The following is a 24,499-nucleotide window of genomic DNA, read 5'->3' as shown; positions in this document are numbered from 1 at the left end:
CCGGGAAGCGTCCGATGACCATGACCCCCTTTGCCGATGTCGCGCTGACGCTGCCGCCCGTCGCGCCGCTGGACCAGACGCTGCGCGCGGCGCTGCAGGCCGCCATCGACGACAAGACCAAGCCGCCCGGATCGCTGGGCCGGCTTGAATCGCTGGCGCTGCAGATCGGCCTGATCCGTGGCGACGCGGCGCCCGTGCTGTCCCGCCCGGCCATCATCGTGTTCGCCGGTGACCATGGCGTGGCCGATGCCGGCGTCAGCGCGTTCCCGGCCGAGGTCACCGCCCAGATGGTGCTGAACTTCCTGAACGGCGGCGCGGCGATCAACGTGTTCACGCGGCTGCACGGGCTGGCGCTGGAAGTGGTGGACGTGGGCGTGCGCGCGCCGTTGCCGGCCGCGCTGGGGCTGGTCAACTGCCGGGTGGCGAATGGCACGCGCAACTTTGTCGACGCCCCGGCCATGACGCCGGCGCAGGCCGGCGCGGCGCTCAACGCCGGCATCGCGCGCGTGCTGCGCCATGCGCAGCTTGGCACCAACGTGATCGGCTTTGGCGAGATGGGCATCGCCAATACCTCGGCGGCGGCCTGCCTGATGAGCCGGCTGACCGGGCTGCCCATCGAGGCGTGCATCGGCCGTGGCACCGGGCTGGACGACGCCGGCGTGGCGCACAAGCGCGCGGTGCTGTCGCAGGCGCTGGCGTGCCATGCCGGCGTGACCGATCCGCTCGACGTGCTGGCCACGTTCGGCGGCTTCGAGATCGCGGCGATGACCGGCGCCTACCTGGCCGCGGCGGCCAGCCGGATGGTGATCCTGGTGGATGGCTTCATCGCGTCGGCGGCGCTGCTGGTGGCCGCGCGCATCGACCCGAACGTGCTCCAGTACTGCGTGTTCTCGCATTGCTCGCACGAGCAGGGCCACCGCGCGCTGCTGGCCGAATTCGGCGCCGAGCCGCTGCTGGCGCTGGATCTGCGCCTGGGCGAAGGCACCGGCGCCGCGCTGGCGTGGCCGCTGGTGGCCTCGGCGGCGGCCTTCCTGCGCGAGATGGCCACGTTCAGCGGCGCCGGCGTCAGCAACGCGTCGGCATAGCGGCAAGGGGGCGAGCATGGCCGACGAACTCCGCTTCTTCCTGACCGCCGTGGGCTACTTCACGCGCGTGCCGTTGCCGCAGCGGCTGGCAAGCTGGGTCGGCTTTGCGCCGCACTACCTGAACGCCGCCGCGCGCTACTTTCCGCTGGTGGGGCTGCTGGTGGGCCTGGCCGGCGCGGCGGTCACGGGTCTTGCGTGGCAGTTCTGGTCGCCGCCGGTGGCCATCGTGCTGGGCATGGCGGCCACGCTGCTGCTGACCGGTGCGTTCCACGAGGACGGGCTGGCCGATTGCGTCGATGCGTTCGGCGGCGGCTACCGGCGCGAGGACGTGCTGGAAATCATGCACGACTCCCGCGTCGGCGCGTTTGGCGCGATTGCCCTCGTCGTGGCGCTGCTGCTGAAGTGGCAACTGCTGGTGTCGGTGGAAGACCGCGCCGATGCCGGGCTGCTGCTGGCCGTGCTGGTGGCCGCGCACGGCGCCAGCCGCGCCATGGCGATCACGTTCCTGGCCACGCACGACTACGTGCGCGCCGAAGGCAAGGCCAAGCCCGTGGCGCAGCGGCTGGAGACGCGCAGCCTGCTGTTCGCGCTTGCCTGCGGCGCGGTGCCGCTGCTGCTGATTTCGCCGGTGTTTGCGGCGGTGGTGGTGCTGGTGCTGGTGGGCCTGCGCGCGGCGCTGGGCGCGTACTTCGTGCGCCGCATCGGCGGCTATACCGGCGACTGCCTGGGCATGGCGCAGCAACTGGCCGAACTGTCGATCTACCTCGTGGCGGCCGCATGGAAGTGGTACTGATCCGCCACGCGCAGCCCGACGTGGCCGAGGGCGTCTGCTACGGCCGGCTGGACCTCGCGCTGGCGCAGCCCGTGGCGCCGCTGGCGTCGATCGTCGCCCAGCTCGCGCCGCCGGCGCGCATCGTCACCAGCCCGGCCCGCCGCGCGCGCGACACCGCCGCGCTGCTGGCCGATTGCCTGGCCGCGCCGCCGGTCTGCGAGGCGGAGCCGGCGCTGCGCGAGATGGATTTCGGCACCTGGGAAGGCCAGCGCTGGGACGCGATTCCGCGCGACGCGCTGGACCTGTGGGCCGCCGACCTGATGCACGCCCGGCCCCACGGCGGCGAGAGCCCCGCGCAGGCCATGGCCCGCGTGACGGCGTGGGCCGACGCGCTCGATGCGGGCGCCGACGCGCGGCTCTGGGCGGTCACCCACGCCGGCCCGATGCGCATGCTGGCCGCGCACTGGCTGGGCCTGCCGCTGGCCCAGACGCTGCACTGGTCGCTGGGATTCGCCGCGACGTGCAAGTTCGTGCTGGAAGGTGGGACGGTCAGGCTGGGGGTGGTGGAATCGCGTGGCGGGTTGATCAGCGGCTGGCTGTCACCTCCTACCGATCTCCCGCGTTGTGGGAGATGGGAACCATCGGTAATTCAGATGCTGCCGGTTTGCGCCCCGCTCCCGCAAGCGGGAGCGAGCCGGCGCGTCCCGGACCACCGGCATCCTCACCGCCCCCTGCGCCCCCGCGCCACCTCCAGGTCCTTGCAGATTTCCGCCGCCCCCTGCACCACGCGCGGGCCGGCGCGGTTGACCAGGTCGCCGTCGATGGTGAACAGGTTGTTGCGCGCCACGGCGGTGACCTGCTTCCACTTCTCCCATATCGAAAAATCGGCCAGCGGCTTGTCGGGGCGCGTGGCGCCCATGGCGGCAGTCAGCATGACCTCGGGGTTGCCGGCGATCACCGCTTCGACGGACACGGTGGGCACCAGCGGCGCCTCGGTGGCAAACAGGTTGCGGCCGCCGCAGAGCGTCAGCAGGTCGCTCACGAGGTGCTGGCCGTTCAGCGTCATCAGCGGCTGCTGCCAGACCTGGTAGAACACCGTGACCGGCGGGCGGCCCGCGTAGGTGCGGCGCAGCGTGTCCACCTGCTGGCGGAAGTCGCTCGCGGCGCGGCGGGCGACGGATTCGGTGCCCATCAGCGTGCCGAGCTTTTCCAGATTCTCGGGGATGGTCTCCAGCCGGCGCGGCTCGCTGTAGAACACCGGCATGCCCAGCGCGCGCAGGCGGTCGGTCTGCTTCTGGGCGTTGCCATGGCGCCAGACCACGATCAGGTCCGGCTTGAGCGCGGCAATGCGTTCCAGGTCCAGCGCCTTGTTGTCGCCCACGCGCGGGATGTCGCGCGCCTGCGGCGGGTAGTCGCTGTAGCTGACCGTGCCGACGATGCGCTCGCCGCCGCCGGCTGCGTAGATCATCTCGGTCACGTGCGGCGCCAGCGAGACCACGCGCCGCGCGGGCTGGGCCAGCGTGACGATCTGGCCCGCGTCGTCGACCACGGTGATGGCGGCGCGCGCGGGCAGGGTGGCGGCCAGCAGGGCGGCCAGCAAGAAGGATTTAAAGGCCATCGGCATCGGGCAGGGGAAGGGTCTTGGCGAGCGCGCGGGCCAGTTGGTCCCACGCCCGGGGCTGGTCCGGCGGCAGGCCGAAACGCAGGCTCGGCGGCTGACCGCCGGCGGCATCGAAATAACGGGTCCAGACGCGGCACGTCGCCAGCGCCACGTGCAGGCGCCGCGCGTGGGCGTGCGGCACCCAGCAGAACAGCGGGTGCGATGCCACTGCCAGGCCGTGGCCGGTCAGCAGCGTCGCCAGCCGGTGCCCGCTGGCGGCCAGATGGTCGCGTGCATGGGCCTGCCAGCCGGCGTCCGCCAGCGCGGTCCGGGCGATGGCGCGGGCCGGGCCCGAGACGGCCCAGTGGCCCAGTTCGGCATCGAGCGCGTCAAGCAGGGCCGGCGCCGCCAGCACAAAGCCGCAGCGGACGCCCGCGAGCCCGAAGAACTTGCCCAGCGAGCGCAGCACGACCAGCCCCGGCCTATCGGCGTGGGACGCGAGCGAGCCGCCGGGCGTGGCGTCCATGAATGCCTCGTCGACCAGCAGCGTGCCGTCGCGCGCCGCCAGCCGGCGGTGCCAGTGCCGCAGCGTGTCCGGCGGCACGCGGCGCGTGGTCGGGTTGTTCGGCGTGACGACGACCAGATGGTCGAGCGCGTCGGCCAGGTCGTGGCGGCCGAAGTCGGCTTCATCGAGCAGCACGACGGTGTGCCCGGCACGGGCGAAGGCCGGCGCGTACTCGCTGTAGCCCAGCGCGGCGATGCCCACGCGGCCGGGCCGCAGCAGGCGCGGCAGCGTGCGGATGGCCGCCTGCGAGCCGGCCACGGGCAGCGCGTGCGGCGCGCCGTAGTAGCGGGCGGCCAGCGCGGCGAGGTCGTCGTCCTCGGGCAGCCGGTGCCAGGCGGCGGCGGGCAGCGCCGGCACCGGATAACCGTCGGGATGGATGCCGGTGGACAGGTCGAGCCAGTCCTCGGCTGGCCCGCCGAATTCACGGATGGCCTGCTGCAGGTTGCCGCCGTGGCGGATGGTGGACGTCATGAAGCGGAGATCAGATGAATGGCCGGCACGCTCAGCATCGCCACGCCAAGCCACAGCCAGAGCGTACGCTGCACCAGTCGCAGGCAGGCCAGCACATGGGCGGCGCGCGGCGCATCGCCCACGCCCAGCGGGGGGCGAGCTTCCCATTCGCCGTGGTAGCGCGCGCCGCCGCCCAGCGCCACGCCCACCGCGCCGGCGCCGGCCGCCATCACCGGGCCGGCGTTGGGACTGGACCACGCCGGGGCCTGCGTACGCCAGCAGCGCAGCGCCTGCGCGGTGGCGCCCAGCAGCGCATACGACAGCGCGGTCAGCCGCGCGGGAATCAGGTTCAGCAGGTCGTCGATGCGTGCCGCCGCCCAGCCGAACATGGCCCAGCGCGGCGTGCGGTAGCCCCACATCGCGTCGAGCGTGTTGGCCAGCCGGAACACGATGACGGCCGGCGCGCCGCCGACCAGGAACCAGAACAGCGCGCCAAAGACTGCATCGTTGCCGTTCTCCAGCGCCGATTCGCAGGCGGCGCGGGCCAGCGCCTCGGCGTCGGCATCGGCCGTATCGCGCGACACGATGCGGGCGGTCAGCGTGCGCGCGGCGGGCAGGTCGTGGGCGGCCAGCGCATCGGCAATCGGGGCGATATGGCGCGCGAGGCTGCAGGCGCCCAGCGCGAAGTAGAACGCCAGCACGTGCAGCGTCCACGCCAGCAGCGGATGCACGGCGCCGGCCATGCCGACCAGCCACGCCACGGCGGCGGCGGGCCCGAGCACCACGGCCGACCACGCGAGCAGCCCCGCCGCGCGCTGGCGCAGCGGGTGGCTGCCGGGGCGGTTCAGGCGGTTGGCAACAGCCGTGGCCAGGCGGCCAAAGCCGACCAGCGGATGCCAGCGGCGCGGCTCGCCGAGCCAGCGGTCCAGCAGCACGCCGGCGAGCGCGGCGGCCACGCAGGCCGGCCAGGACAACAGCATCATCGTGCGGCGTGCAGGCGGGAAGGGGGCGGGTCCTTGATCGCGACCGGGATGCCGGCCACGAGCAGCCGCACGCGGTCGGCGGTGGCGGCCAGCTTCTGGTTGAGCCGGCCCAGTTCGTCGACGTAGAAGCGGGTGATGGTGCCCATCGGCACCACGCCGAAGCCGATCTCGTTCGAGACCAGGATCACGTGGCCGGGCAACATCGGCAGCGCGGTCATCAGCGCGTCGATTTCCTCGGTAAAGGCCGGCGGCGGCGTGATGACGCCGTGCTCGGGGTAGTCGCGGCCGTCGCCGAAGATCAGGTTGTTGAGCCACAGCGTCACGCAGTCCACCAGGATGCAGCCGTCGTGGCGCGCGTGCGCGTAGAGCGCGTCGGCCAGGTGCACGGGTTCCTCGACGAGCGTCCAGTCTGCCGGGCGGCGTGCCCGGTGCAGCGCGATGCGGACTTCCATCTCCTCGTCGGCCGGTTCGGCGTTGTGCCGGGCCGTGGCGATGTAGGTAACCGGCCCGCGCGTCAGCGCCGCGTGGTCGGTGGCCAGTTGCTCGGCGAAATGGCTCTTGCCCGAGCGCGCGCCGCCGAGCACCAGCGTCAACTCGCGCGGCGCGGCGGTGCCGGCCTGCGGCTGCGGGGCCGGGGCGGTGTCGGGTTCGACGTCCGCGGCCGCGCCTGCCGAAGCCGGCTCGGTGGTGGCCGAGAGATTGAGCGCCCGAGGCGTGGCGGGGGTCTTCATCGGGCGTATTGTAGCCGCCGCATCCGCGCCCCGCACGCACGGTTTTTGCAGGCCGGCGCCCGCCGCGCCAACCCTGCTGCGATAATCGCGCGATGCAAAATCCTCCGTTCCCGTTTGCGCCGCGTGCCCTGCGCGGCACCCTGATGGTCCAGGGCACCACCTCGGACGCCGGCAAGAGCACCGTGGTGGCCGGGCTGTGCCGCGTGCTGGCGCGCGCCGGCGTGGCCGTGGCGCCGTTCAAGCCGCAGAACATGGCGCTGAACAGCGCGGTGACGGTGGATGGCGGCGAGATCGGCCGCGCGCAGGCGCTGCAGGCCCAGGCGGCCGGGCTGGCGCCGCACACCGACATGAACCCGGTGCTGCTCAAGCCCAGCAGTGACATCGGCGCGCAGGTCATCATCCACGGCCGCGCCCGCATGGACCTGGACGCCCGCGCGTACCACGCCTACAAGCCGCAGGCGATGGCGGCGGTGCTGGAAAGCCATGGGCGGCTCGAACGGGCGTACGACGTGGTGCTGGTGGAAGGCGCCGGCAGCCCGGCCGAGGTGAACCTGCGCGACCGCGACATCGCCAACATGGGCTTTGCCGAGCGCGTGGACTGCCCGGTGGTGCTGGTGGCCGATATCGACCGGGGCGGTGTGTTCGCGCATCTGGTCGGCACGCTGGACTGCCTGTCCGACAGCGAGCGGGCCCGCGTGAAGGGGTTCGTCATCAACCGGTTCCGGGGCGATATCGCACTGCTGCAGCCGGGGCTGGACTGGCTGGCCGCGCGCACGGGCAAGCCGGTGTTCGGCGTGCTGCCGTACCTGCACGGGCTGCACCTGGACGCCGAGGACGCCATTGCCAGCGCGCAGGTGGCCCGGCGCGACGGCCAGGCGCTGCGCGTGGTGGTGCCGGTGCTGCCGCGCATCTCCAACCATACCGATTTCGACGCGCTGCGCGCCCATCCGGACGTCGACCTGCAATTCATCGGCCCGGGCAGCCCGATGCCGCCGGCGGACCTGGTGATCCTGCCCGGCAGCAAGAGCGTGCGCGCCGACCTGGCGTTCTTGCGCGCCAACGGGTGGGACCACGCGCTGCTGCGGCACCTGCGCTATGGCGGCAAGCTGCTGGGCATCTGCGGCGGCATGCAGATGCTGGGGCGGCGCATCCATGATCCCGATGGCCGCGAGGGACCGGCCGGCAGCAGCGACGGGCTGGGACTGCTCGACTTCGACACCACGCTGGCGCCCGAGAAGCAGCTACGGCGCGTGCACGGTGAACTGGCGGCCGGCGGCGCGGCCGTGGCGGGCTACGAGATCCATCTGGGGGTGACGCAGGGGCCGGCGCTGGCGCGGCCGGCGTTGTGGCTGGCGGAGGGGGAGGGGGAGGCGGGCGCGGGGCGTCGGCCCGACGGGGCGGTGTCCGAAGACGGCCAGGTCATGGCGACCTACGTCCACGGCCTGTTCGACCAGCCGGACGCCTGCGGCGCGCTGCTGCGCTGGGCCGGGCTGGCGCACGCCGGCGGCGTGGACCTGGACACGCTGCGCGAGGCATCGATTGACAGGCTGGCGGCCAGCATGGCCGAACACCTGGACCTGCGCGCGATGCTGGCCCCGCTGGCAGCTACGGCCCCGGTGCCAGGCGGCTGACCAGCGCGTCCACGTCGTCCCAGCTCACGCGGCGCACGGCCACCATCAGGTCGGTGCCGGGGAACGGGTCATCGAAGACGTCCGATTCCACGCCGCCCAGGCGCCGGTAGAAATCGCGCGCCTGGGTGTTGCCATCGAGCACGTACAGGAACAGCGGCCGGCCCGGCCACTGGCTGGCCACGCGCGTGGCGCAGCAGGCCATCAGCGTCTTGCCGTAGCCGCGGCCATGGTACGCCGGCATCACATGCAGGTTGTCCAGGTAGATGCCATAGCCGGGCTCGGCCAGCGGCATCAGGCACGAGAAGCCGGCCGGGTTGCCGTTCACGCGCAGGATGGTGGCTTCCAGCGGCGCCTCGGCCCCTTCGAGCATGCGGGCGCGCCAGGTGGCCAGCCGTTCGGCGGGGGCGTGGACGTCAAGATATTCGGCGGGAACCAGGCCGGCATAGGCGTGGCGCCAGCTGTCCGCGTGCATGGCGGCAAGCAGGTCGGCATCGGCCGGAGAGGCGGGAAGCAGTTCGATCAAGGGCATGGCAGGGCGGGGGCGGCACCCGGATGACGTTGGAATGCGGTGCGGCCACGATCTTAACGTCACGCTGCTAGAATCGCGAATTCTTCGCATTTGCATTAGCGCGCTGGCGCACAGATGCGAGGGCCAAAATGCCCGATGCCCGCGGCCAGCGCGGCATCCCAGAACAAAGAGTCACATGGTCTCCGGCCGCCTGCGCACCGTCCTCGTCAAGCTTCACCTCTACATCGGCCTGGTCTTCGGCCTGCTCTTCGTCCTGATGGGCCTGACCGGCACGCTGATCTCGTGGCGCGACGACATCGACAAATGGCTGAATCCCGATCTGCTGCAGGGCGTGTCGGCCACCCGCATCCCGGTGGGGGCCGCGACCGTGGAATCCGTCACGGCCAGGCTGATGGCCGACCCGCGCTATGGCAAGCCGAACCTGCTGATGCTGCCGATCGACGAGCACGACGTGTTCATCGCCTACTACCCGATCCAGGGCGCGCAGGCGGCGCCGGGGCGGTCGCGGCAGGTGATGATCGACCCGATCACGCTGGCCGTGAAGGGCGAGCGGCTGTTTGGCGTGCCGGGGCTGTCGCGCCAGCAGATCATGCCGGCGCTGTTCCACCTGCACCGCTACCTGCTGTCCGGCGAGACCGGCAAGACCATCGTCGGCGTGACCGGCATGGTGCTGCTGCTGAGCGTGCTGCTGGGCGTGGCGCTGTGGTGGCCGAAGTCGCGGCTGCGCGCGTGGAAGCAGTCTGTGCGGATTGCGCACGGCGGGTCGTGGTCGCGCTTTACCTATACGTTCCACCGCGCCGGCGGCATCTTCGCCGCGCCAGTGCTGGCCGTGATCGCATTCTCGGGCTGGTACCTGAACCTGCCGAAGTGGGTCACGCCGATCATCGGCAGCGTGATGACGGTGAGCGCGCCGGCAAAGCACCAGTCGGACCCGCCGCCGTCGGGCGCCCACGCGATCACGCCGGCGCAGGCCATGACGGCAGCCCAGCGCCAGTTCCCGGGCGCGCAGGTCACGCGGATCAGCCTGCCGCGCAAGCCCGGCGACGCCTATGAGGTGCGGCTGCGCCAGGAGGGTGAGCTGCAGGCCGACAGCGGCGCCACGCGGCTCTGGCTGGACGCCTACACCGGCCGCCCGCTAGGCGCCCGCGACCCGCGCGACGCGCAATCGGGCGATGCCTTGATCTTCTGGCTGTTCCCGCTGCACACCGGCGAGGCGTTCGGCACCTACGGCCGCGTGTTCATCACCGCGTTCGGCCTGATGCCGCTGGCGTTTGCGCTGACGGGCGTGCTGATCTGGTGGAAACGCCGCAGCGGCCATCAGCGGCATCTGGAACGCGAACGGGTGCGGCTGAAGCGGGGGTAGCGGAAAGCGCTTCAGATTTCCAGGTTGTCGATCAGCCGCGTGTTGCCCAGCTTGGCGGCCGACAGCACCACCAGCGGCTCGCCGGCGGCGAATTCCTCGCGGGTCGGGGCCTGGAGGTTGCTGCGCTTGCGGATCGACACGTAGTCGGGGTTCCAGCCGCGCGCCTGCAGCCGGGCCAGCGCGTCGGCTTCCACGGCCAGCAGGTCGACGTTGCCGTTGCCCAGCACGGTGTCGCGCACCTCGTGCAGCGTCTTGTAGAGGACCGGCGCCTCCTTGCGGTCGGCCTCGCCCAGGTAGCGGTTGCGCGACGACAGCGCCAGGCCGTCCTCGGCCCGCACGGTCTCGGCCGGAATGATGTCCACGGGCAGCGCGAACTGCTGCGCCATGCGCCGCACGATCATCAGTTGCTGGTAATCCTTCTTGCCGAACACGGCCACGCGCGGCTGTACGCAGCAGAACAGCTTCATCACCACGGTGCAGACGCCCTTGAAGAACCCCGGGCGGAACTCGCCTTCCAGGATGTCGCCCAGGTCGTGCGGCGGGTCCACGCGGTATTCCTGCGGCACCGGGTACATGTCCGATTCGGTCGGCGCGAACAGCACGTACACGCCCTCGCTCTGCAGCTTCTCGATGTCGTCCTGCAGCGTGCGCGGGTACTTGTCGAAATCCTCGTTCGGGCCGAACTGCAGGCGGTTGACGAAGATCGACGCCACCACGGGGTCGCCGTGCTGGCGCGCCAGGCGCATCAGCGACAGGTGGCCTTCGTGCAGGTTGCCCATGGTGGGCACGAAGGCCACGCGGTTCTGGCCGCGGAGCTGGTCCCGCAGCGCCTGGATGGAGGAAATGACTTTCATGAAATGTGGTGTGCCGTCGTGGTTGAGCGTGCCGCTGCGTGGCAGCGTGCGTGCCGGACTCTAGGGAACACAGTGGCCGGCTGTCGGCGGATTGTAGAGCATCCGCGCCGGTTCAGGCCGGCAGCCCGCGGCAATTGTTCCGCCCGGTGGAAGGATCAGGCCGGCGTGTACGCCAATCGCACATAAATCGGTGCGAACGGCTCTGCCTGGGTAATCTCGACCAGCGCCTCGCGCGACAGCTCCAGCATGGCGATGAAGTTCACCACCACCACGGGCACGCCCTTGCCAGAGCGGATGGCGTCCTCGAACAGCTCGCTGAACTCCATGAAGCGGGCGTGTTGCAGACGGCGCAGGATCTGGCTCATGTGCTCGCGCACGGACAGTTCCTCGCGCGAGATCTTGTGGTGCTGGTTCAGCTTGGCGCGCTTGAGCACGTCGGCCCAGGCGGACTGCAGGTCCACGGTTTCCACGTCGGGAAAGCGCGGGGCGATGCTCTGCTCGATGTAGACCTGCGAGCGCAGGAAATCGCGGCCAAGCTGGGGCACGGTGTCCAGCCGCTGGGCGGCCAGTTTCATCTGCTCGTATTCCAGCAGGCGGCGCACCAGTTCGGCGCGCGGGTCCTCGGCTTCCTCGTCGCTGTCGGCCTTCTTGACCGGCAGCAACATCCGCGACTTGATCTCGATGAGCATCGCGGCCATCAGCAGGTACTCGGCCGCCAGTTCCAGGTTGCGCTGCCGGATCTGGTCGACGTACGAGAGATACTGGCGCGTCACCTGGGCCATCGGGATGTCCAGGACGTTGAAGTTCTGCTTGCGGATCAGGTACAGCAGCAGGTCCAGCGGGCCCTCGAACGCCTCCAGGAACACTTCCAGCGCGTCGGGCGGGATGTACAGGTCCTGCGGCAGCTTGAACAGCGGCTCGCCGTACAGCCGCGCGAACGCCAGGCCGTCGACCATGTCGGCCGGATTGGCCGTGCCGGCGCCGGGCTGCCCCACGCTGGGCAGCGCCACGGGCAGGGTCAGCTTTTCCTGCGCGGCGGGGTCCAGCGGGTCGCTCGGCGGCATCGTGTCGGGTGCGGGAGGGGGTGGGCCGGGTGGCCGATCAGTTGTCGGACGAGTAGACGTACGGCTTCTGGGCCACGCGCGACGCATTGGCGCGGGCGCGTTCTTCCAGGTCGATCGGGGTCTTGTCCCACAGCAGGGCGCGGCCTTCGCGCTGTTCGGCTTCCAGGGACGGGCGCTCCTGCTTGAGGGTCTTCAGGAACTGGGTGATATCCGATTCGTACATGGCCATGGTGAAACCTGTGCCCGCAGGGGGCGGCGTTGGGGATGACGGGGCTGGATTTTACCGTATCGGCACCGGGCGCTGCCGGTCACCCCGCTGAAAACGTCAAATTTGCCCGGACGATGGTCTGGCGCGGCCGGTGGTGTGGTCAAATAGCGACTTGATTCGGGAGCCACTAGGACGGATGACGCTTGATTTGGGCCGGCTGGCCGAACCGACCGTCGCAGCACAGGCGCGGCGCATCCATGGCGGTGCCGGCCGGCATGCGCGCGCCGCGGCACTGGCCCTGTGCCTGGCCGTCCTGCTGATCGCGGCGCTGCTGGGCGCCCCGGGCCACGCCCACGCGGCGAAGGCCGCCTACAAGGTGGAGATCGACGCCCCCAAGGCGCTCAAGGACATCCTTGAGGAACACCTCGATCTGGCCCGCTACACCACCCGCACCGACATTTCCGACGACCAGTTCCAGTACATGGTGGAGACCGTGGGCGACCAGGTGCGCCAGTTCGCGTCCACCGAGGGCTGGTTCGACCCGGTCACCAAGGCCACCGTGGAAGGCCAGGGCGACAGCCGCGTGGTCCACATCACCGTCGACCCCGGCGCCCGCACGCTGATCCGCCGGGCCGACGTCGAGGTGGCCGGCCCGGCGGCCACCCAGTCGCCGGCGCAGATCGAGGCAATGCGCCGCAAGTGGGGCCTGCCCGTGGGCGACCCGTTCCGCCAGGCCGACTGGGACAAGGCCAAGGAAGACGCGCTGGTGCAGTTGCAGAGCCAGAGCTACTACGGCGCCCGGCTGGCGTCGTCCCGGGCGCGGATCGAGCCCGACGAGCACGCCGCCGACCTGAGCGCGAAGTACGAGAGCGGGCCGGCCTACGTGCTGGGGCCGCTGGAGATCGAGGGCACGCGCCGCTATCCCGAGCAGATCATCCGCAATGTCAACCCGCTGCGCGAGGGCGAGCCGTACCGCGTGGAGCGCCTGCTGGAATTCCAGCGCGCGGTGCAGAACCAGCCCTATTTCTCGAACGTGCAGGTCGAGCTGGAGGAGCCGCCCGCCGCCACCTCGGCCGAGGCCGCCGCGCAGCAGCAGACCGTGACGGCGCCGGTGCGCGTGAAAGTGCGCGAGTACCCGACGCACCGGCTCAGCTCCGGCGTCGGCTTCACGACCGATACCGGCGCCCAGGTCGAAGGCCGCTATTCCTACTACAACCTGTTCAACCGCGCCTGGGTGTTCGACTCGCAGGCCCGGATCGAGCAGAAGCGCCAGTATGCGTTTGCGGAAATGGCCATGCCGCCCGATTCGCACACCTACCGCAACAGCCTCTACACGAGCTACGAGCGGACCATCGACATCGAGAGCACCGACACCAAGAGCTGGCGCGCCGGCCTGAAGCGGTCGCGCTCGCGCGAGAAGTACGACACCACGGTCTCGCTGGACTTCTACTACGACATCCTGACGCCGTACGGCCAGCCATCGCAGTACTCGAAGGCGCTGGTGCCGGCGTTCGCGTGGACGCGCCGCGACGTGGACAACCCGGTGTTTCCGCGCCGGGGCAACGTGATCAACACCCAGGTCGGCGTGGCCGCCAAGGGCGCGCTCAGCGACGCCACGTTCCTGCGCGTGTACGGCCGCATCCGGCAGTACGTGCCGGTGGGCAACCGTGACCTGTTCGTCGCCCGGCTGGAACTGGGCGCCAACATGACCTCCGACGACCCGTCGCTGATCCCGGCCACGCTGCGCTTCCGCGCCGGCGGCACCGATTCGATCCGCGGCTACAGCTACCAGTCGATCGGCACGCCCAACGGCCAGAGCGTGCTGCCGGCGCGCTACCTGGGCACCGGCAGCCTGGAATACCAGTACTGGTTCAAGCCGGACTGGGGCGCGGCGGTGTTCTGGGACATGGGCACGGCCACCAACAACCTCGACGGCATCACGATCTACCACGGCGTGGGCGTTGGCGCGCGCTGGCGCAGCCCGGTGGGGCCGGTGCAGCTGGACATCGGCTACGGCATCCAGCAGCGGCAGTTCCGGCCGCATATCTCGCTCGGGGTGGCGTTCTGATGAACATGCCGGACATGCCGCCCGTGCCGCGCGAGGACCGCGACGCCCCGCGCCAGCCGCGCCGGCCCCGCCGCCGCATCTGGAAGGTGCTGGGCTGGACCGTGGCCGTGCTGCTGGCGCTGCTGGTGGCGCTGGCCGTCACGGCCGTGCAGGCGCTGCGCACCGAAACCGGCACGCGCCACCTGTGGAGCATCGCCACGCGGCTGTCGGCCGGCATGCTGGCCGGGACGTACGAGGGTGGGTCGGTGGCCAGCGGGCTGCGGCTGCGCGACGTGGTCTACGCCAGCGGCGACACGCGCGTGACGGTCGACCGCATCGACGCGCGCTGGCAGCTTTCGTGGTCGCCGCGGCGGCTGCACGTGGAATGGCTGCGGCTGGGCAAGATCGACGCGCGGCTGCCGGCGTCGGCCCCGAGCACCGAGCCGGCCCGGATGCCTGATTCGCTGGCGCTGCCGCTGGCTGTCGACGTCGACACGCTGACGGTGGCCGAGCTGTCGCTGTTGCAGGGGCCACCGGCCACGTCGAGCCCGCTCGTGCTGTCGGACCTGTCCGGCGCGCTGCACAGCGACGGGCAGCGGCATCGCGTGGTCGTCGACCGGCTGGTCACGCCGTACGGCAAGCTGCAGGCCAACGCCCAGATCGGCGGCACCACGCCGTTCCCGCTGTCGGCCGAGGCGCTGCTGGAAGGGCGCTGGAAGGAAGAGACGTATGCCGTTTCCGCCACCGCCAGCGGGTCGCTGGACAGCCTGCGCGCCGAACTGGAAGCCAACGGCGACCGCATCCGCGCGCGCGGCAACGCCGACGTGACGCCGTTCGGCAAGGTGCCGTTCACGCACCTGATTGTCGATGGCGAGCGCATCAACCCCCGGCTGTTCAGCCCCACGGCCCCGCAGGCCAACCTGACCGTCCATGCCGAACTGCGCCCGGTGGAGGCCATCGCGCCGCCGCCGCAGGTGGCCCAGCCCCGGCCCGGCGAATCGACGGCCAGCGCCGTGGCGGCTGCATCGGCCGCGTCGGCGTCGGCGCCGGTGCCCACGCCGGCCGCGCCGACCAGGAACCCGCTGGCCGTGGCCGGCGAGGTCACGGTCCGCAACCTGGAGCCGGGTCCGATCGACAAGGAACGGCTGCCCGTGCACGCGGTGCAGGCGCGCGTGGAACTGAGCGAGATGACGCAGACGCTGCGCGACCTGCGCATCACGCTGCCGGGGCGCGCCGAGATCGTCGGGCAGGGCACGCTGCACGATGGGCGCGGCGGCTTTGACCTGGACGTGCGGCGGCTGGACGCCGCGGCGCTGCACACGGGCATGGTGGCGACCAACCTGTCCGGCCCGGTCATCGTGCGGCTGGAGCCAGGCCGGCAGAGCGTGGCGCTGGACGTGGCGGGCGGCGAGATCAAGCTGTTCGCCGATGCGCGGATCGATGCCGAGGCGGTCACGCTGGCGGCGCTGCGCGCGGGTCTGGGCAGCGGCACGCTGACGGCCGACGGCAAGCTCGGGCTCAAGGACGCGCAGGCGTTCGACTTCAAGGGCAAGCTGACCAACTTCGACCCGGCGCGGCTGGCCAGGGTGGCGCCGGGCCGCATCAACGCCGATTTCTCGGCCAAGGGGTCGCTGGCCAACGTGCTGCGCGTGGCGCTGGACTTTGCGCTGGGCGAGAGCGAGTACGCCGGGCTGCCGATGACCGGCAACGGCAAGGTGCGCGTGGAGGGCGAGCGGCTGCTGCCCAGCGAGGCGTCGCTGCTGATGGCGGGCAACCAGGTCAACCTCAGGGGCAGCTTTGGCGCGCGGGGCGACAGCCTGCGGGTCAACGTCGACGCGCCGCAGCTGGATCGCCTGAAATTCGGCGTCGGCGGCCGCGCCCGGCTGGACGCCGTGGTCACCGGCACGCTGAAGAAGCCCGAGGTGGTGGGCGACTACAGCGCACAGGCTCTGGTGGTGGGGCCGCACAAGGTGGCTAGCGCCGATGGCCACGTGGAACTGCGCGGCGGGCTGGACGGCACGCTGGCCGCCCGGCTGGCCGCGCGCGACTACCAGGGCCCGCAGGCGTCGATCCGCACGCTCGACGCCACGCTGAGCGGCACGCAGGCCAATCACACGTTCGACGCCCGCGCGGCCGGCACGATGCACGGCCAGGCGATGCAGCTGGCGCTGGCCGGGCAGGGCGCCTGGCGCGGCGAGCAGGGCTGGAACGGCACGATCCGCACGCTGGAAGAGCGCGGCGCGGTGAACGTGCGGCTGCTGGCGCCCGCGCAGCTGATGGTGGCGGACCAGCGCATCCGGCTGGGCCCGGCGCAACTGCAGTTCGCGCGGGCGACGATGCGCGTGGACGGCTTCGAGTTCGATCACGGGCGCATCCGCACGCAGGGCAACTTCAACGGCGTGGAAGTGGCCAACCTGCTCAAGCTGATGGAGACGTGGACGGGCGAGGCGCCGCCGGTGCGCTCGGACCTCGTGCTCGACGCCAACTGGAACCTGAACCTGGCCGAGACGGCCACCGGGTTTGCCGAGGTGCGGCGGCGCAGCGGCGACGCGTCGGTCAACGCCGGCCGGGGCTGGACCACGCTGGGGCTGGGCGAGACGGCGCTGCGCGCGGACTTTGGCGGCAACCGCGTGACGCTGCGCGGCGGCACCACGTCGCAGCGGATCGGCAAGGTGGCCGTCGATGCGTCGGCCGGGCTGGTCACCGAGCAGGGGTTGCTGACGGTGGGGCCGGCGTCGGCGCTGGGCGGCACGGTCACCGCCGACGTGCCGCGCCTGAAGTCGCTGGAAGCGCTGACCGGGCCGCAGTACGCGCTGCAGGGCAAGCTCGCGGCGGCGCTGCGGCTGGCCGGCACGGTCGGCAATCCGCTGCTGACCGGCACCGTGGATGGCAGCGACATCGGCATCACGCTGTACGACCTTGGCATTCGCCTGACCGATGGCGAGGTGCACGTGGTGCTGGACCAGAACACCGTGGAACTGCGGCAGGTGCGCTTTCGCGGCGGCGACGGCACGCTGACGGCCACGGGCGCGGTCAAGCTGGGCCAGACCGATCCGAACATCACGGGCCGGATCGTGGCGGACCGGCTGCAGCTGTTTGCCAGCCCCGAGCGCACGCTGATCGTCTCGGGCGAGGCCGGCATCGCCAACGAGAACCAGCAGCTGGCCATCCGCGGCAAGTTCCGCGTGGACCGCGGGCTGTTCGACCTGCCCAAGGCCAGCGCGCCGGTGCTGGGCGACGACGTGGTGGTGGTGCGCCGCAAGGACGAGCGCGAGCTGAAGACGGCGGCCACGCCGGTGGTGCCGGAGTCCAAGCCGGCCAGCCGCTTCAGCCCGCTGATCGACGTGACGATCGACCTGGGCAACGACTTCCGCTTCCGGGGGGGCCGGGGCCGACATCCTGCTGGCCGGGCAACTGGGCATCCGCAGCGAGCCGCTGTCGCCGATGCGCGCGACGGGCACGGTGCGCGTGGTGGACGGCGCCTACGAGGCATTCGGGCGCAAGCTCGACATCGACCGCGGCACGATCAACTTCAACGGCCCGGTGGACAACCCGAACATGTTCATCCGCGCCATGCGCCGCAACCAGGAGGTGGAGGCCGGCGTGGAGGTGACGGGCACGGTGCGGCTGCCGCGCGTGCGGCTGGTGTCCGAGCCGAACGTGCCCGACGAGGACAAGCTGTCGTGGCTGATGTTCGGCTACGGCGCCGAGAGCGCGGGATCGAGCCAGCAGCGGCAGTTGAGCGGCAGCGCGCTGGGCGGCGCGGCACTGGGCATGATCGGCGGCAAGGCCGGCAAGAGCGTGGTGTCGCACTTCGGCATCGACGAATTCTCGATCGGCCCCAGCACGGCGGGCCTGAACGACCAGCAGGTGGTGAGCATCGGCAAGGCGGTGTCGGACCAGATCTCGGTGGGCTACGAGCAGAGCCTGACGTCGGCATCCAACGTGGTCAAGCTGACCTGGGCGTTCTCGCGGCGCTGGTCGCTGATTGCCAAGGGCGGGTCGATCAACGGGCTGTCGGTGCTGTTCAACCGGCGCTTCAACAACTGGAGTACGCTGTTTTCCGGCGGGTCGTGGCGGCGTTCGAACGCGGCGGCCGATGCCGCCGTGGAAGGCGCCAGCGCGCCGGCCGGCGATCCGGTCGAAGCGATCAAACGATGAATCGAAGCCTGCGATGAAACCTTTCTACCGCGCGTCGCGCAGACGCCTAGCCGCCATGGGACTGATAGCCAGCCTGCTCGCCCTGTTCGGGTGCGACCAGCAGAAGGTGGACGAAGCGATGAAGAAGGCGCGCGACGTGGCCACCGACACGTGGAACAGCGTCAAGCCGGACAGCCAGTTGTTCAAGGGCATCGAGATCGGCAAATCGACCGAGGACGACGTGCGGCGCCAGGCCGGCAAGCCCGAGATCGTCTGGGAAGAGCCGGACGGCGGCCGCCGGCTCGAATACCCGCGCGGGCCCGAAGGCACGTCGACGTGGATGGTCACGACAAACCCCGACGGCACCGTGCGCGCCATCGAACAGGCGCTGACGGCCGCGAACTTCGCCAGGGTGCGGCCCGGGATGACCAAGGACCAGATCCGCCGTCTGCTGGGCAAGCCGACCAAGGTGGAGGCGTTCCGGCTGAAGCAGGAAGAGGTCTGGGGCTACCGCTGGATGGAAACCCCGACCGACCGTGCGTTTTTCAACGTTCATTTCAACCCTGATGGCACGGTCGGCACGACGTCGCGGAGCGACGATCCGTCGAAGATGGGCGGCGGCTAGTCAGTCCAGGCGTCCGCGCATCTTCAGGTCCCGCCTAGAGTTCATCGGAGAAGCGGAATCCAACGCGGGCAATCTCCGCGGATGGCGCGGTTGCCACATTGGTATTGACGATGCGTACGCCACGCTGCCGGGCGTAGTCCAGGAAGGCCGCAAGCGCGAATCCACCGGCGCCACGCAGCGCACCCTCACGGTACGGCAACTGGACATTCGACGGCATGCTCACGGCAGACCCGATATCAGCGCTGGTCCCGTCACCGAAAAAATAGCCGCGCAGTACCGCCACGACCTGGCCGCGGAACGATACGGCTACGACGACGATGTTGGGACGGGGTCCGATCGCCATACGCTGCTGCAAGCTACGGCTCAGGGACACGCCCATTTGCAGGAGTCGCGCATAGCTGCTGTCTCCGCCGGTGCTTGCGGCAGCCGCGGCGGCTCGGTAGTCGGTTTCCCATTGCGCAAGGGCTGTGCTGATTTCTCCCAGTCGTTGGGTATCAGTGCTGACGAGAATTTCCGCGGAGAATGCGTCTTGCGTTTCTACCCACTGGCCATTCGACCATAGGCGCGGCGGTCGAGAGGCGGGCGGGCGATAGTCGCGCATGTCGAGCGTGTACCGGCCCAAGGCAGCCGATGCGGCCTGCGTGACGTTTGCAAAGCGGGTACTTGGGCCAGGCCCTGGCGGCATGGCGGCACGCGCCGCAGCGTACTGGGCGGTGATGTTCTCGAAATCCATCGAGCCATACGTCGAGTATTGATACAGAACGTTGGCTTCGTGGAAGCTTTGTGTGATCTGGTCTAACTCGGTGACGCGGGCCATGACGGCCGATGCCAGGCGCTGTGCGCTGCGCTCGTCGTTGGTGGGATAACCAGCGCGGCCTGTACGGCGGATGTTATCGATAATGGTCGTGAAATCCTGCAGGTTCCAGTACTCGCTGAAAGCTGCCTGGTAAAGCGTGATAATGGCCGCCGTCTGGAAACCGCAATCGACGTGGTCATCAACGCCACGACGCTCGCGCGATCGGATGACCGCAGCCAGCGACTTGTCGCAGACGCGCGCGGCCGCGTGAATCGCCATGGGGTTCTGCCCGATGCCGATAATTTCATCGAGCAGCGCGGTAGTGCCGGCATTTTCATGAACGGCAGGAAATGCGGCTGATTCGTTTGCTTTTTCCCCGGCGATGAGTGTCAGGTTATTCTCGGGTTTATCCCGGTCGTCAGCGTAGAAACTATCGGCACTGGGCGTCGAACAGTTTCCGGAAAAGAAGTTGATGACAGCCAGTACGGGGTTGTTCCAGCAGTGGGTGCCTCTGCGGACGCGCCGGCTGGCGGGCTGGTCCTCGACAGCGAACGAGGCGGCGGTCAGCGATAGCGTGCCCAGCGAACGTCCTGGTACCACGGTGTTGTGAATGGCCAATGTCGAATTGGCCCCCATTTGCAGCGATCTGGTAATGATCGGCGTGGCATTCAGATACCGTCGGTTCTTGTCTGTCAGGAAGACTTGTGTCGAGATGAAGTTTCGTCCATCCGTGGCGAAGGCGACGACCCCGTATGCGGCAGATGGCGCGACCTGGATGGTGCTCAGGCGGGTCACGGAGCGTGGGAGCGATGGCATGGTCTCGATGGTGGCGCTGGAGCCATCAAACCTGACGCTCATGCCAAACGTCTGGACTGTGAATGGGTGGTTGCGGCGCAGTTCGAATGCCAGACTCACATGTCCGGCCTTGGATTGGGTCCAGTATTTCTCGAACTGGGTTTGCAGGTCATAGGCGTTCTCAAGAAGGATCAGGCAATTCTTGGTGCAGTCTGGCTGCAGCCGGGAAACCTGGAGCGATCGGGTCAAGTCATTCATGCCGATGCGGGCCAGAACCGGGTAGTCAAGGTCGCGGTCTGTGCCTAATCCTCGGCCATCGCCAAGTTGTTCGGTGAACAGCAAGGCTTTCAAGCCGCGCGGCACCCGAACCGAGGAAATCTTCCGGTCGATCCACGGGGGGAGTACATCGTGGAGCTTGCCCGGTCCCACGCAGAATTGCGCGCCGCGGAACCCTGCGTGCTCGTAGAAGCAGACCTTGTCATTGGGCCCAACCTGGGCTTGCGCAGGACTGGGTAGTAACAAGGGCATGAACAATGCGACTGCGATTGAGATGACCCGGGCAAGCACACAGGCATCCAACCAGCGATGAATCACTTTTGGCATGCTGAACTCCTTGGCGTATGCGGCATACGGAGGTGTATGCCGGATCCACGCTAGAAACTGCGCACGCGCTAGTGAATAGCCGCTTTACGAATCTGAACGCCCCTGCGTGACGAATCACCGATCTGTTGATGGCGGCAGGCTTGTGCAGGCTTCGGGATTGGGACGAACGGGAGGGGAGACGCGCCCGGTACGAGCGCGGGCGAATGGTCCGGGCAGATTCCCGGACGCGCGGGTCAGGCTATGCATGGCCAGTGGCCGGTCTCGGCCACTGGCGGCAGTCACAACGAGAGGTGTCAGCGGATCCGCATCCCCGGCACCGCGCCGCTGTGCGGTTCCAGGATGTACAGGCCCGGGTTGGCCTTCTCGTCGGCGGCGGAGGCGGCCAGGACCATGCCTTCGGACATGCCGAACTTCATCTTGCGCGGCGCCAGGTTGGCCACCACCACGGTCAGCTTGCCCACCAGCTGCTCGGGCGTGTAGGCCGACTGGATGCCCGAGAACACGTTGCGCGTCTTGCCTTCGCCCACGTCCAGCGTCAACTGCAGCAGCTTGTTCGATCCTTCCACCTTCTGGCAGGCGACGATCTTGGCCACGCGCAGGTCGATCCTGGCGAAGTCGTCGATCGTGATCGTGTCGGCGATCGGCTCGATGGCCGCGCCGGCGGCGTCCGGGGCGCTGGCCGGGTTGGCGGCCTGCAGCGATGCCTTGTTGGCTGCCAGCAGCGCATCGATCTGCTTGGCGTCGACGCGGGTCATCAGGTGCTGGTAGGGCTGGATCGGACGGTCGGCCGACAGTTGGCGGTCGATGGCGCGCCAGTCGAGCGGCTCGACGTTCAGGAACGCCTCCACGCCGGCGGCCACGGTGGGCACCACGGGCTTCAGGAACACCGTCAGCAGGCGGAACGCTTCCAGCGAGACCGAGCAGGCGGCGTGCAGCGCGTCGCGCTTGGTCTCGTCCTTGGCCAGTTCCCACGGCTTGTTGGTGTCGACGAACGCGTTGACGGCGTCGGTCAGCTCCATCACCAGGCGCAGCGCCTTGCTGTACTCGCGGCCCTCGTAGTACGCGGCCACCTGCGGCGCGGCCTGACGAAGCTGTTCCAGCAGCGGGTTGGCCAGCGCGGCTTCGTCGACCTTGCCGTCGAAGCGCTTGACCAGGAAACCGGCCGCCCGGCTGGCGATGTTCACGTACTTGCCGATCAGGTCGCTGTTCACGCGCGCGACAAAGTCGTCCAGGTTCAGGTCCAGGTCTTCCATGCTCGCGTTGAGCTTGGCGGCGAAGTAGTAACGCAGCCATTCCGGGTTCATGCCGGTGTCGATGTAGCTCTGCGCCGTGATGAACGTGCCGCGCGACTTGCTCATCTTGGCGCCATCCACGGTCAGGAAGCCGTGCGCAAAGACGTTGGTCGGCGTGCGGTAGCCCGAGAACTTCAGCATCGCGGGCCAGAACAGCGTGTGGAAGTACAGGATGTCCTTGCCGATGAAGTGGTACTGCTCGGCCGTGGAGTGCGGGCCCACCCAGGCGTCGAAGTCGATGCCGCGCCGGGCCGCCAGGTTCTTGAAGCTGGCGTAGTAGCCGATCGGGGCGTCGAGCCAGACGTAGAAATACTTGCCCGGGGCGCCCGGGATCTCGAAGCCGAAGTAGGGGGCGTCGCGCGAGATGTCCCAGTCGGACAGCGTCGATGCCTCGCCCTCGGCGCCCAGCCACTCCTGCATCTTGTTGCTGGCCTCGGGCTGTGCCAAATCGGCCACCCATTCGCGCAGGAACGACTCGCAGCGCGGATCGGACAGCTTGAAGAAGAAGTGGGTCGACGACTTGCGCACCGGCGTGGCGCCCGACACCACCGAGTACGGGTTTTTCAGGTCGGTCGGCACGTAGGTTGTGCCGCAAACTTCACATGAATCGCCGTACTGGTCCTTCGCGCCGCACTTCGGGCATTCGCCCTTGATGAAGCGGTCCGGCAGGAACATGTTCTTGACGGGGTCGAAGAACTGCTCGACCTCGCGCTCGGCAATCAGGTCCTGGTCCTTCAACGCCAGGTAGATTTTCTCGCAGAGTTCACGGTTCTCGTCGGCGTCGGTGCTGTGGTAGTTGTCGAACGACACCAGGAAGCTGTCGAAATCGCGCTTGTGCTCGGTCCAGACGCGGTCGATGAGCTGCTTGGGCGTGATGCCTTCCTTTTCCGCGCGCAGCATGACCGGGGTGCCGTGGGTATCGTCGGCGCCGACGTAGTAGACCTCGTTGCCCATCATGCGCTGGAAGCGCACCCAGATGTCGGTCTGGATGTATTCCACCAGGTGGCCGATGTGGATCTGGCCGTTGGCGTACGGCAGGGCGGAGGTAACAAGGATGCGGCGTGCGGTCATGAAGTGGCCGTTCAGTGGGGATCGGTGCGCGCCCGGCGGCTGCCGGACGAAGGAACCGGCTATTTTAGCAACTGCGACGCCGGATTGCTCGGGATGGCGGCCGGGGCGGCACAATCGGGCCGCCAGGGGTGGAATCGGGCCAGAACTGGCCGATTCGGCGGCGAACGGCCAAAAAAAAGCGCCGGTTAGTCACCGGCGCAGCTTTCCACAACGGAAAAGGAGGAGAAATCAGGTACCGCCCGGGAGGTCAGCCACCCATCGCGAGCCAGCAACGGTGGCAAGCGGTACCTGAACTCTATGACTGGTCACCCCGAAATTGGTTTCAAGAAAATTTCGACACGGCGATTCTGGGCCCGGCCGGCCTCGGTGCCGTTGTCGGCCACGGGCTGCGTCTGGCCCCGGCCTTCGGCGGTCAGGCGGTTGCGCGAGACGCCGTGGTCACCCAGGTACGACGCCACGCTCTGGGCGCGACGTTGCGAAAGCTGCATGTTGTAGCTCGGGTTGCCGGTGCTGTCGGTATGGCCGACGACGTTGGCTGCCACGTCCTGGTGCTGGCTCAGCGTCTGCGACACCTGGTCCAGCACGCTGCGGAACGACGGCTTGATCGTGGCGCTGTCCGTATCGAAGGTCACCTGGCTCGGGATGTTGACCTTCAGCGACCCGTCCGGCTGCTCGGTGATCTGCGTGCCCGTGCCGGCCGTGTCCTTGTTCAGCTTGCCGCGGATGGCGTTCCAGTTGTACCCGGTGGCGCCGCCCAGCGCGCCGCCCACGGCCGCGCCCACCAGCGTGCCGGTGGTGTTGCCGCCGATCAGGTTGCCCAGCCCTGCGCCGACCGCCGCGCCAACGCCGGTACCCACCGCGGTGTTGGTCTGCTGCTCCGTGGCGCAACCCGCAAGGGCGGCCGCCGCGACGATCGAAACGGTGACGAGCTTGAAGTTCATGCTTTCTCCTTCTGAGTTTCCCGTGAAATTTTTGCCAACGGCCTGCCGCATGGTAACGCGGGCCGCGCATCGGCGGCCATCCCGCGACAAGATTCAACATTGCGTATGAAAACGCTCAAGACCCGGGCCGCGCCGACACGTCGGGCGGCCTTGCGGTCAGGCTGGCGGCACTACAATAGGCACATGGCGTGCCAGGCACAAGCCTGAGAATGTGAGAGATGTAAATGTCTGTAATCCCCCACTTAAGCCAAGGTTAAAACGGCGCGATGCCCCGCACGGCGGCCGGACCTGCTACCTTGGCCGCTGTCCCGGCGTGCCGGCATGGCGCGCCTGCCGTACCCATCGAATCCCCAC

Annotated in this window: 17 protein-coding genes and 2 pseudogenes; 8 read left to right on the top strand and 11 right to left on the bottom strand. The window is 69.3% G+C overall.

Annotation, left to right across the window (positions count from 1 at the left end):
* Positions 1-14: 14 nt before the first annotated feature.
* The 3 genes and pseudogenes from cobT to EPAKOI_RS12890 all read left to right on the top strand — a co-directional run bounded on the left by cobT (position 15) and on the right by EPAKOI_RS12890 (position 2,442).
* Complete coding sequence (gene cobT / locus EPAKOI_RS12900) at positions 15-1,085, top strand: nicotinate-nucleotide--dimethylbenzimidazole phosphoribosyltransferase (protein ID WP_423192357.1); 1,071 nt, start codon at positions 15-17, stop codon at positions 1,083-1,085.
* Positions 1,086-1,101: 16 nt separating this feature from the next.
* Positions 1,102-1,878 (top strand): adenosylcobinamide-GDP ribazoletransferase, encoded by a 777-nt coding sequence (locus EPAKOI_RS12895; protein ID WP_423192356.1) that lies wholly within the window; start codon positions 1,102-1,104, stop codon positions 1,876-1,878.
* A pseudogene (locus tag EPAKOI_RS12890) lies at positions 1,863-2,442 on the top strand (histidine phosphatase family protein). The gene EPAKOI_RS12895 and the pseudogene EPAKOI_RS12890 overlap by 16 nt, the downstream one beginning before the upstream one ends.
* A gap of 136 nt (positions 2,443-2,578) precedes the next feature.
* Here the strand turns inward: EPAKOI_RS12890 and EPAKOI_RS12885 are convergent.
* Genes EPAKOI_RS12885 through cobU form a run of 4 tightly spaced genes read right to left on the bottom strand, consistent with a single transcriptional unit; the run spans position 2,579 to position 6,186 of the window.
* A complete protein-coding gene (locus tag EPAKOI_RS12885) occupies positions 2,579-3,475 on the bottom strand; it encodes a cobalamin-binding protein (protein WP_423192355.1) in 897 nt (298 codons plus the stop codon).
* Complete coding sequence (cobD, locus tag EPAKOI_RS12880; protein ID WP_423192354.1) at positions 3,465-4,493, bottom strand: threonine-phosphate decarboxylase CobD; 1,029 nt, start codon at positions 4,491-4,493, stop codon at positions 3,465-3,467. Before cobD ends, EPAKOI_RS12885 begins: the two co-directional genes overlap by 11 nt.
* A complete protein-coding gene (locus EPAKOI_RS12875; RefSeq protein WP_423192353.1) occupies positions 4,490-5,455 on the bottom strand; it encodes a CobD/CbiB family cobalamin biosynthesis protein in 966 nt (321 codons plus the stop codon). Before EPAKOI_RS12875 ends, cobD begins: the two co-directional genes overlap by 4 nt.
* Complete coding sequence (cobU, locus tag EPAKOI_RS12870; protein WP_423192352.1) at positions 5,452-6,186, bottom strand: bifunctional adenosylcobinamide kinase/adenosylcobinamide-phosphate guanylyltransferase; 735 nt, start codon at positions 6,184-6,186, stop codon at positions 5,452-5,454. Before cobU ends, EPAKOI_RS12875 begins: the two co-directional genes overlap by 4 nt.
* Before the next feature lie 143 nt (positions 6,187-6,329).
* Here cobU and EPAKOI_RS12865 point away from each other — a divergent pair, with 143 nt between their 5' ends.
* Positions 6,330-7,817 (top strand): cobyric acid synthase, encoded by a 1,488-nt coding sequence (locus tag EPAKOI_RS12865; RefSeq protein ID WP_423193519.1) that lies wholly within the window; start codon positions 6,330-6,332, stop codon positions 7,815-7,817.
* Here EPAKOI_RS12865 and EPAKOI_RS12860 read toward each other — a convergent pair.
* Positions 7,792-8,346 carry a GNAT family N-acetyltransferase gene (locus EPAKOI_RS12860; protein WP_423192351.1) on the bottom strand — a complete coding sequence of 185 codons (555 nt, stop codon included), beginning with the start codon at positions 8,344-8,346 and terminating at the stop codon, positions 7,792-7,794. The genes EPAKOI_RS12865 and EPAKOI_RS12860 overlap by 26 nt on opposite strands.
* 175 nt (positions 8,347-8,521) lie before the next feature.
* Here EPAKOI_RS12860 and EPAKOI_RS12855 point away from each other — a divergent pair, with 175 nt between their 5' ends.
* The gene (locus tag EPAKOI_RS12855; RefSeq protein WP_423192350.1) at positions 8,522-9,709 is read left to right on the top strand and encodes a PepSY-associated TM helix domain-containing protein; all 1,188 of its coding nucleotides are present in this window, start codon (positions 8,522-8,524) and stop codon (positions 9,707-9,709) included.
* Between the two features lie 11 nt (positions 9,710-9,720).
* Here the strand turns inward: EPAKOI_RS12855 and panC are convergent, their stop codons facing one another.
* The 3 genes from panC to EPAKOI_RS12840 all read right to left on the bottom strand — a co-directional run bounded on the left by panC (position 9,721) and on the right by EPAKOI_RS12840 (position 11,856).
* Positions 9,721-10,563: a pantoate--beta-alanine ligase gene (gene panC / locus EPAKOI_RS12850; RefSeq protein ID WP_124683436.1), complete on the bottom strand. Its 843-nt coding sequence runs from the start codon at positions 10,561-10,563 to the stop codon at positions 9,721-9,723.
* A 155-nt stretch (positions 10,564-10,718) separates the two neighbouring features.
* Positions 10,719-11,627, bottom strand: coding sequence for a ScpA family protein (locus tag EPAKOI_RS12845; RefSeq protein ID WP_313835228.1), 909 nt, complete (start codon positions 11,625-11,627; stop codon positions 10,719-10,721).
* A gap of 37 nt (positions 11,628-11,664) precedes the next feature.
* Positions 11,665-11,856 carry a DUF3460 family protein gene (locus EPAKOI_RS12840; protein ID WP_124683438.1) on the bottom strand — a complete coding sequence of 64 codons (192 nt, stop codon included), beginning with the start codon at positions 11,854-11,856 and terminating at the stop codon, positions 11,665-11,667.
* Positions 11,857-12,031: 175 nt separating this feature from the next.
* Between EPAKOI_RS12840 and EPAKOI_RS12835 the strand changes: the two genes are divergently transcribed.
* From EPAKOI_RS12835 to bamE, 3 genes and pseudogenes are all read left to right on the top strand, one after another.
* Positions 12,032-13,903 carry an autotransporter assembly complex protein TamA gene (locus EPAKOI_RS12835; protein ID WP_423192349.1) on the top strand — a complete coding sequence of 624 codons (1,872 nt, stop codon included), beginning with the start codon at positions 12,032-12,034 and terminating at the stop codon, positions 13,901-13,903.
* Positions 13,903-18,043 (top strand): annotated as a pseudogene (locus EPAKOI_RS12830) (translocation/assembly module TamB domain-containing protein). Before EPAKOI_RS12835 ends, EPAKOI_RS12830 begins: the two are co-directional and overlap by 1 nt.
* A gap of 55 nt (positions 18,044-18,098) precedes the next feature.
* Complete coding sequence (bamE, locus tag EPAKOI_RS12825; RefSeq protein WP_124683441.1) at positions 18,099-18,647, top strand: outer membrane protein assembly factor BamE domain-containing protein; 549 nt, start codon at positions 18,099-18,101, stop codon at positions 18,645-18,647.
* Positions 18,648-18,681: 34 nt separating this feature from the next.
* On the opposite strand, the gene EPAKOI_RS12820 is transcribed toward bamE, so the two are convergent.
* From EPAKOI_RS12820 to EPAKOI_RS12810, 3 genes are all read right to left on the bottom strand, one after another.
* Positions 18,682-20,841 carry a hypothetical protein gene (locus EPAKOI_RS12820; RefSeq protein WP_124683442.1) on the bottom strand — a complete coding sequence of 720 codons (2,160 nt, stop codon included), beginning with the start codon at positions 20,839-20,841 and terminating at the stop codon, positions 18,682-18,684.
* A 293-nt stretch (positions 20,842-21,134) separates the two neighbouring features.
* A complete protein-coding gene (gene metG, locus EPAKOI_RS12815; protein WP_423192348.1) occupies positions 21,135-23,204 on the bottom strand; it encodes a methionine--tRNA ligase in 2,070 nt (689 codons plus the stop codon).
* A gap of 305 nt (positions 23,205-23,509) precedes the next feature.
* On the bottom strand, positions 23,510-24,145 hold the full coding sequence (locus tag EPAKOI_RS12810; RefSeq protein ID WP_124683444.1) for an OmpA family protein: 636 nt from the start codon (positions 24,143-24,145) through the stop codon (positions 23,510-23,512).
* Positions 24,146-24,499: the final 354 nt, after the last annotated feature.

This window comes from Cupriavidus sp. H18C2 (genome assembly GCF_049393795.1).
Taxonomy (GTDB): domain Bacteria; phylum Pseudomonadota; class Gammaproteobacteria; order Burkholderiales; family Burkholderiaceae; genus Cupriavidus; species Cupriavidus pauculus_C.
The sequence above is the reverse complement of the archived record's forward strand: the minus strand, read 5'-3'. Positions and strand labels throughout refer to the sequence as shown.

What these genes read in the sequence shown, in the direction of transcription:
- cobT (WP_423192357.1), top strand. Translation starts at nt 15, where the DNA reads ATGACCATGACCCCCTTTGCCGATGTCGCGCTGACGCTGCCGCCCGTC.
- EPAKOI_RS12895 (WP_423192356.1), top strand. Translation starts at nt 1,102, where the DNA reads ATGGCCGACGAACTCCGCTTCTTCCTGACCGCCGTGGGCTACTTCACG.
- EPAKOI_RS12885 (WP_423192355.1), bottom strand. Translation starts at nt 3,475, where the DNA reads ATGGCCTTTAAATCCTTCTTGCTGGCCGCCCTGCTGGCCGCCACCCTG.
- cobD (WP_423192354.1), bottom strand. Translation starts at nt 4,493, where the DNA reads ATGACGTCCACCATCCGCCACGGCGGCAACCTGCAGCAGGCCATCCGT.
- EPAKOI_RS12875 (WP_423192353.1), bottom strand. Translation starts at nt 5,455, where the DNA reads ATGATGCTGTTGTCCTGGCCGGCCTGCGTGGCCGCCGCGCTCGCCGGC.
- cobU (WP_423192352.1), bottom strand. Translation starts at nt 6,186, where the DNA reads ATGAAGACCCCCGCCACGCCTCGGGCGCTCAATCTCTCGGCCACCACC.
- EPAKOI_RS12865 (WP_423193519.1), top strand. Translation starts at nt 6,330, where the DNA reads ATGGTCCAGGGCACCACCTCGGACGCCGGCAAGAGCACCGTGGTGGCC.
- EPAKOI_RS12860 (WP_423192351.1), bottom strand. Translation starts at nt 8,346, where the DNA reads ATGCCCTTGATCGAACTGCTTCCCGCCTCTCCGGCCGATGCCGACCTG.
- EPAKOI_RS12855 (WP_423192350.1), top strand. Translation starts at nt 8,522, where the DNA reads ATGGTCTCCGGCCGCCTGCGCACCGTCCTCGTCAAGCTTCACCTCTAC.
- panC (WP_124683436.1), bottom strand. Translation starts at nt 10,563, where the DNA reads ATGAAAGTCATTTCCTCCATCCAGGCGCTGCGGGACCAGCTCCGCGGC.
- EPAKOI_RS12845 (WP_313835228.1), bottom strand. Translation starts at nt 11,627, where the DNA reads ATGCCGCCGAGCGACCCGCTGGACCCCGCCGCGCAGGAAAAGCTGACC.
- EPAKOI_RS12840 (WP_124683438.1), bottom strand. Translation starts at nt 11,856, where the DNA reads ATGGCCATGTACGAATCGGATATCACCCAGTTCCTGAAGACCCTCAAG.
- EPAKOI_RS12835 (WP_423192349.1), top strand. Translation starts at nt 12,032, where the DNA reads ATGACGCTTGATTTGGGCCGGCTGGCCGAACCGACCGTCGCAGCACAG.
- bamE (WP_124683441.1), top strand. Translation starts at nt 18,099, where the DNA reads ATGGGACTGATAGCCAGCCTGCTCGCCCTGTTCGGGTGCGACCAGCAG.
- EPAKOI_RS12820 (WP_124683442.1), bottom strand. Translation starts at nt 20,841, where the DNA reads ATGCCAAAAGTGATTCATCGCTGGTTGGATGCCTGTGTGCTTGCCCGG.
- metG (WP_423192348.1), bottom strand. Translation starts at nt 23,204, where the DNA reads ATGACCGCACGCCGCATCCTTGTTACCTCCGCCCTGCCGTACGCCAAC.
- EPAKOI_RS12810 (WP_124683444.1), bottom strand. Translation starts at nt 24,145, where the DNA reads ATGAACTTCAAGCTCGTCACCGTTTCGATCGTCGCGGCGGCCGCCCTT.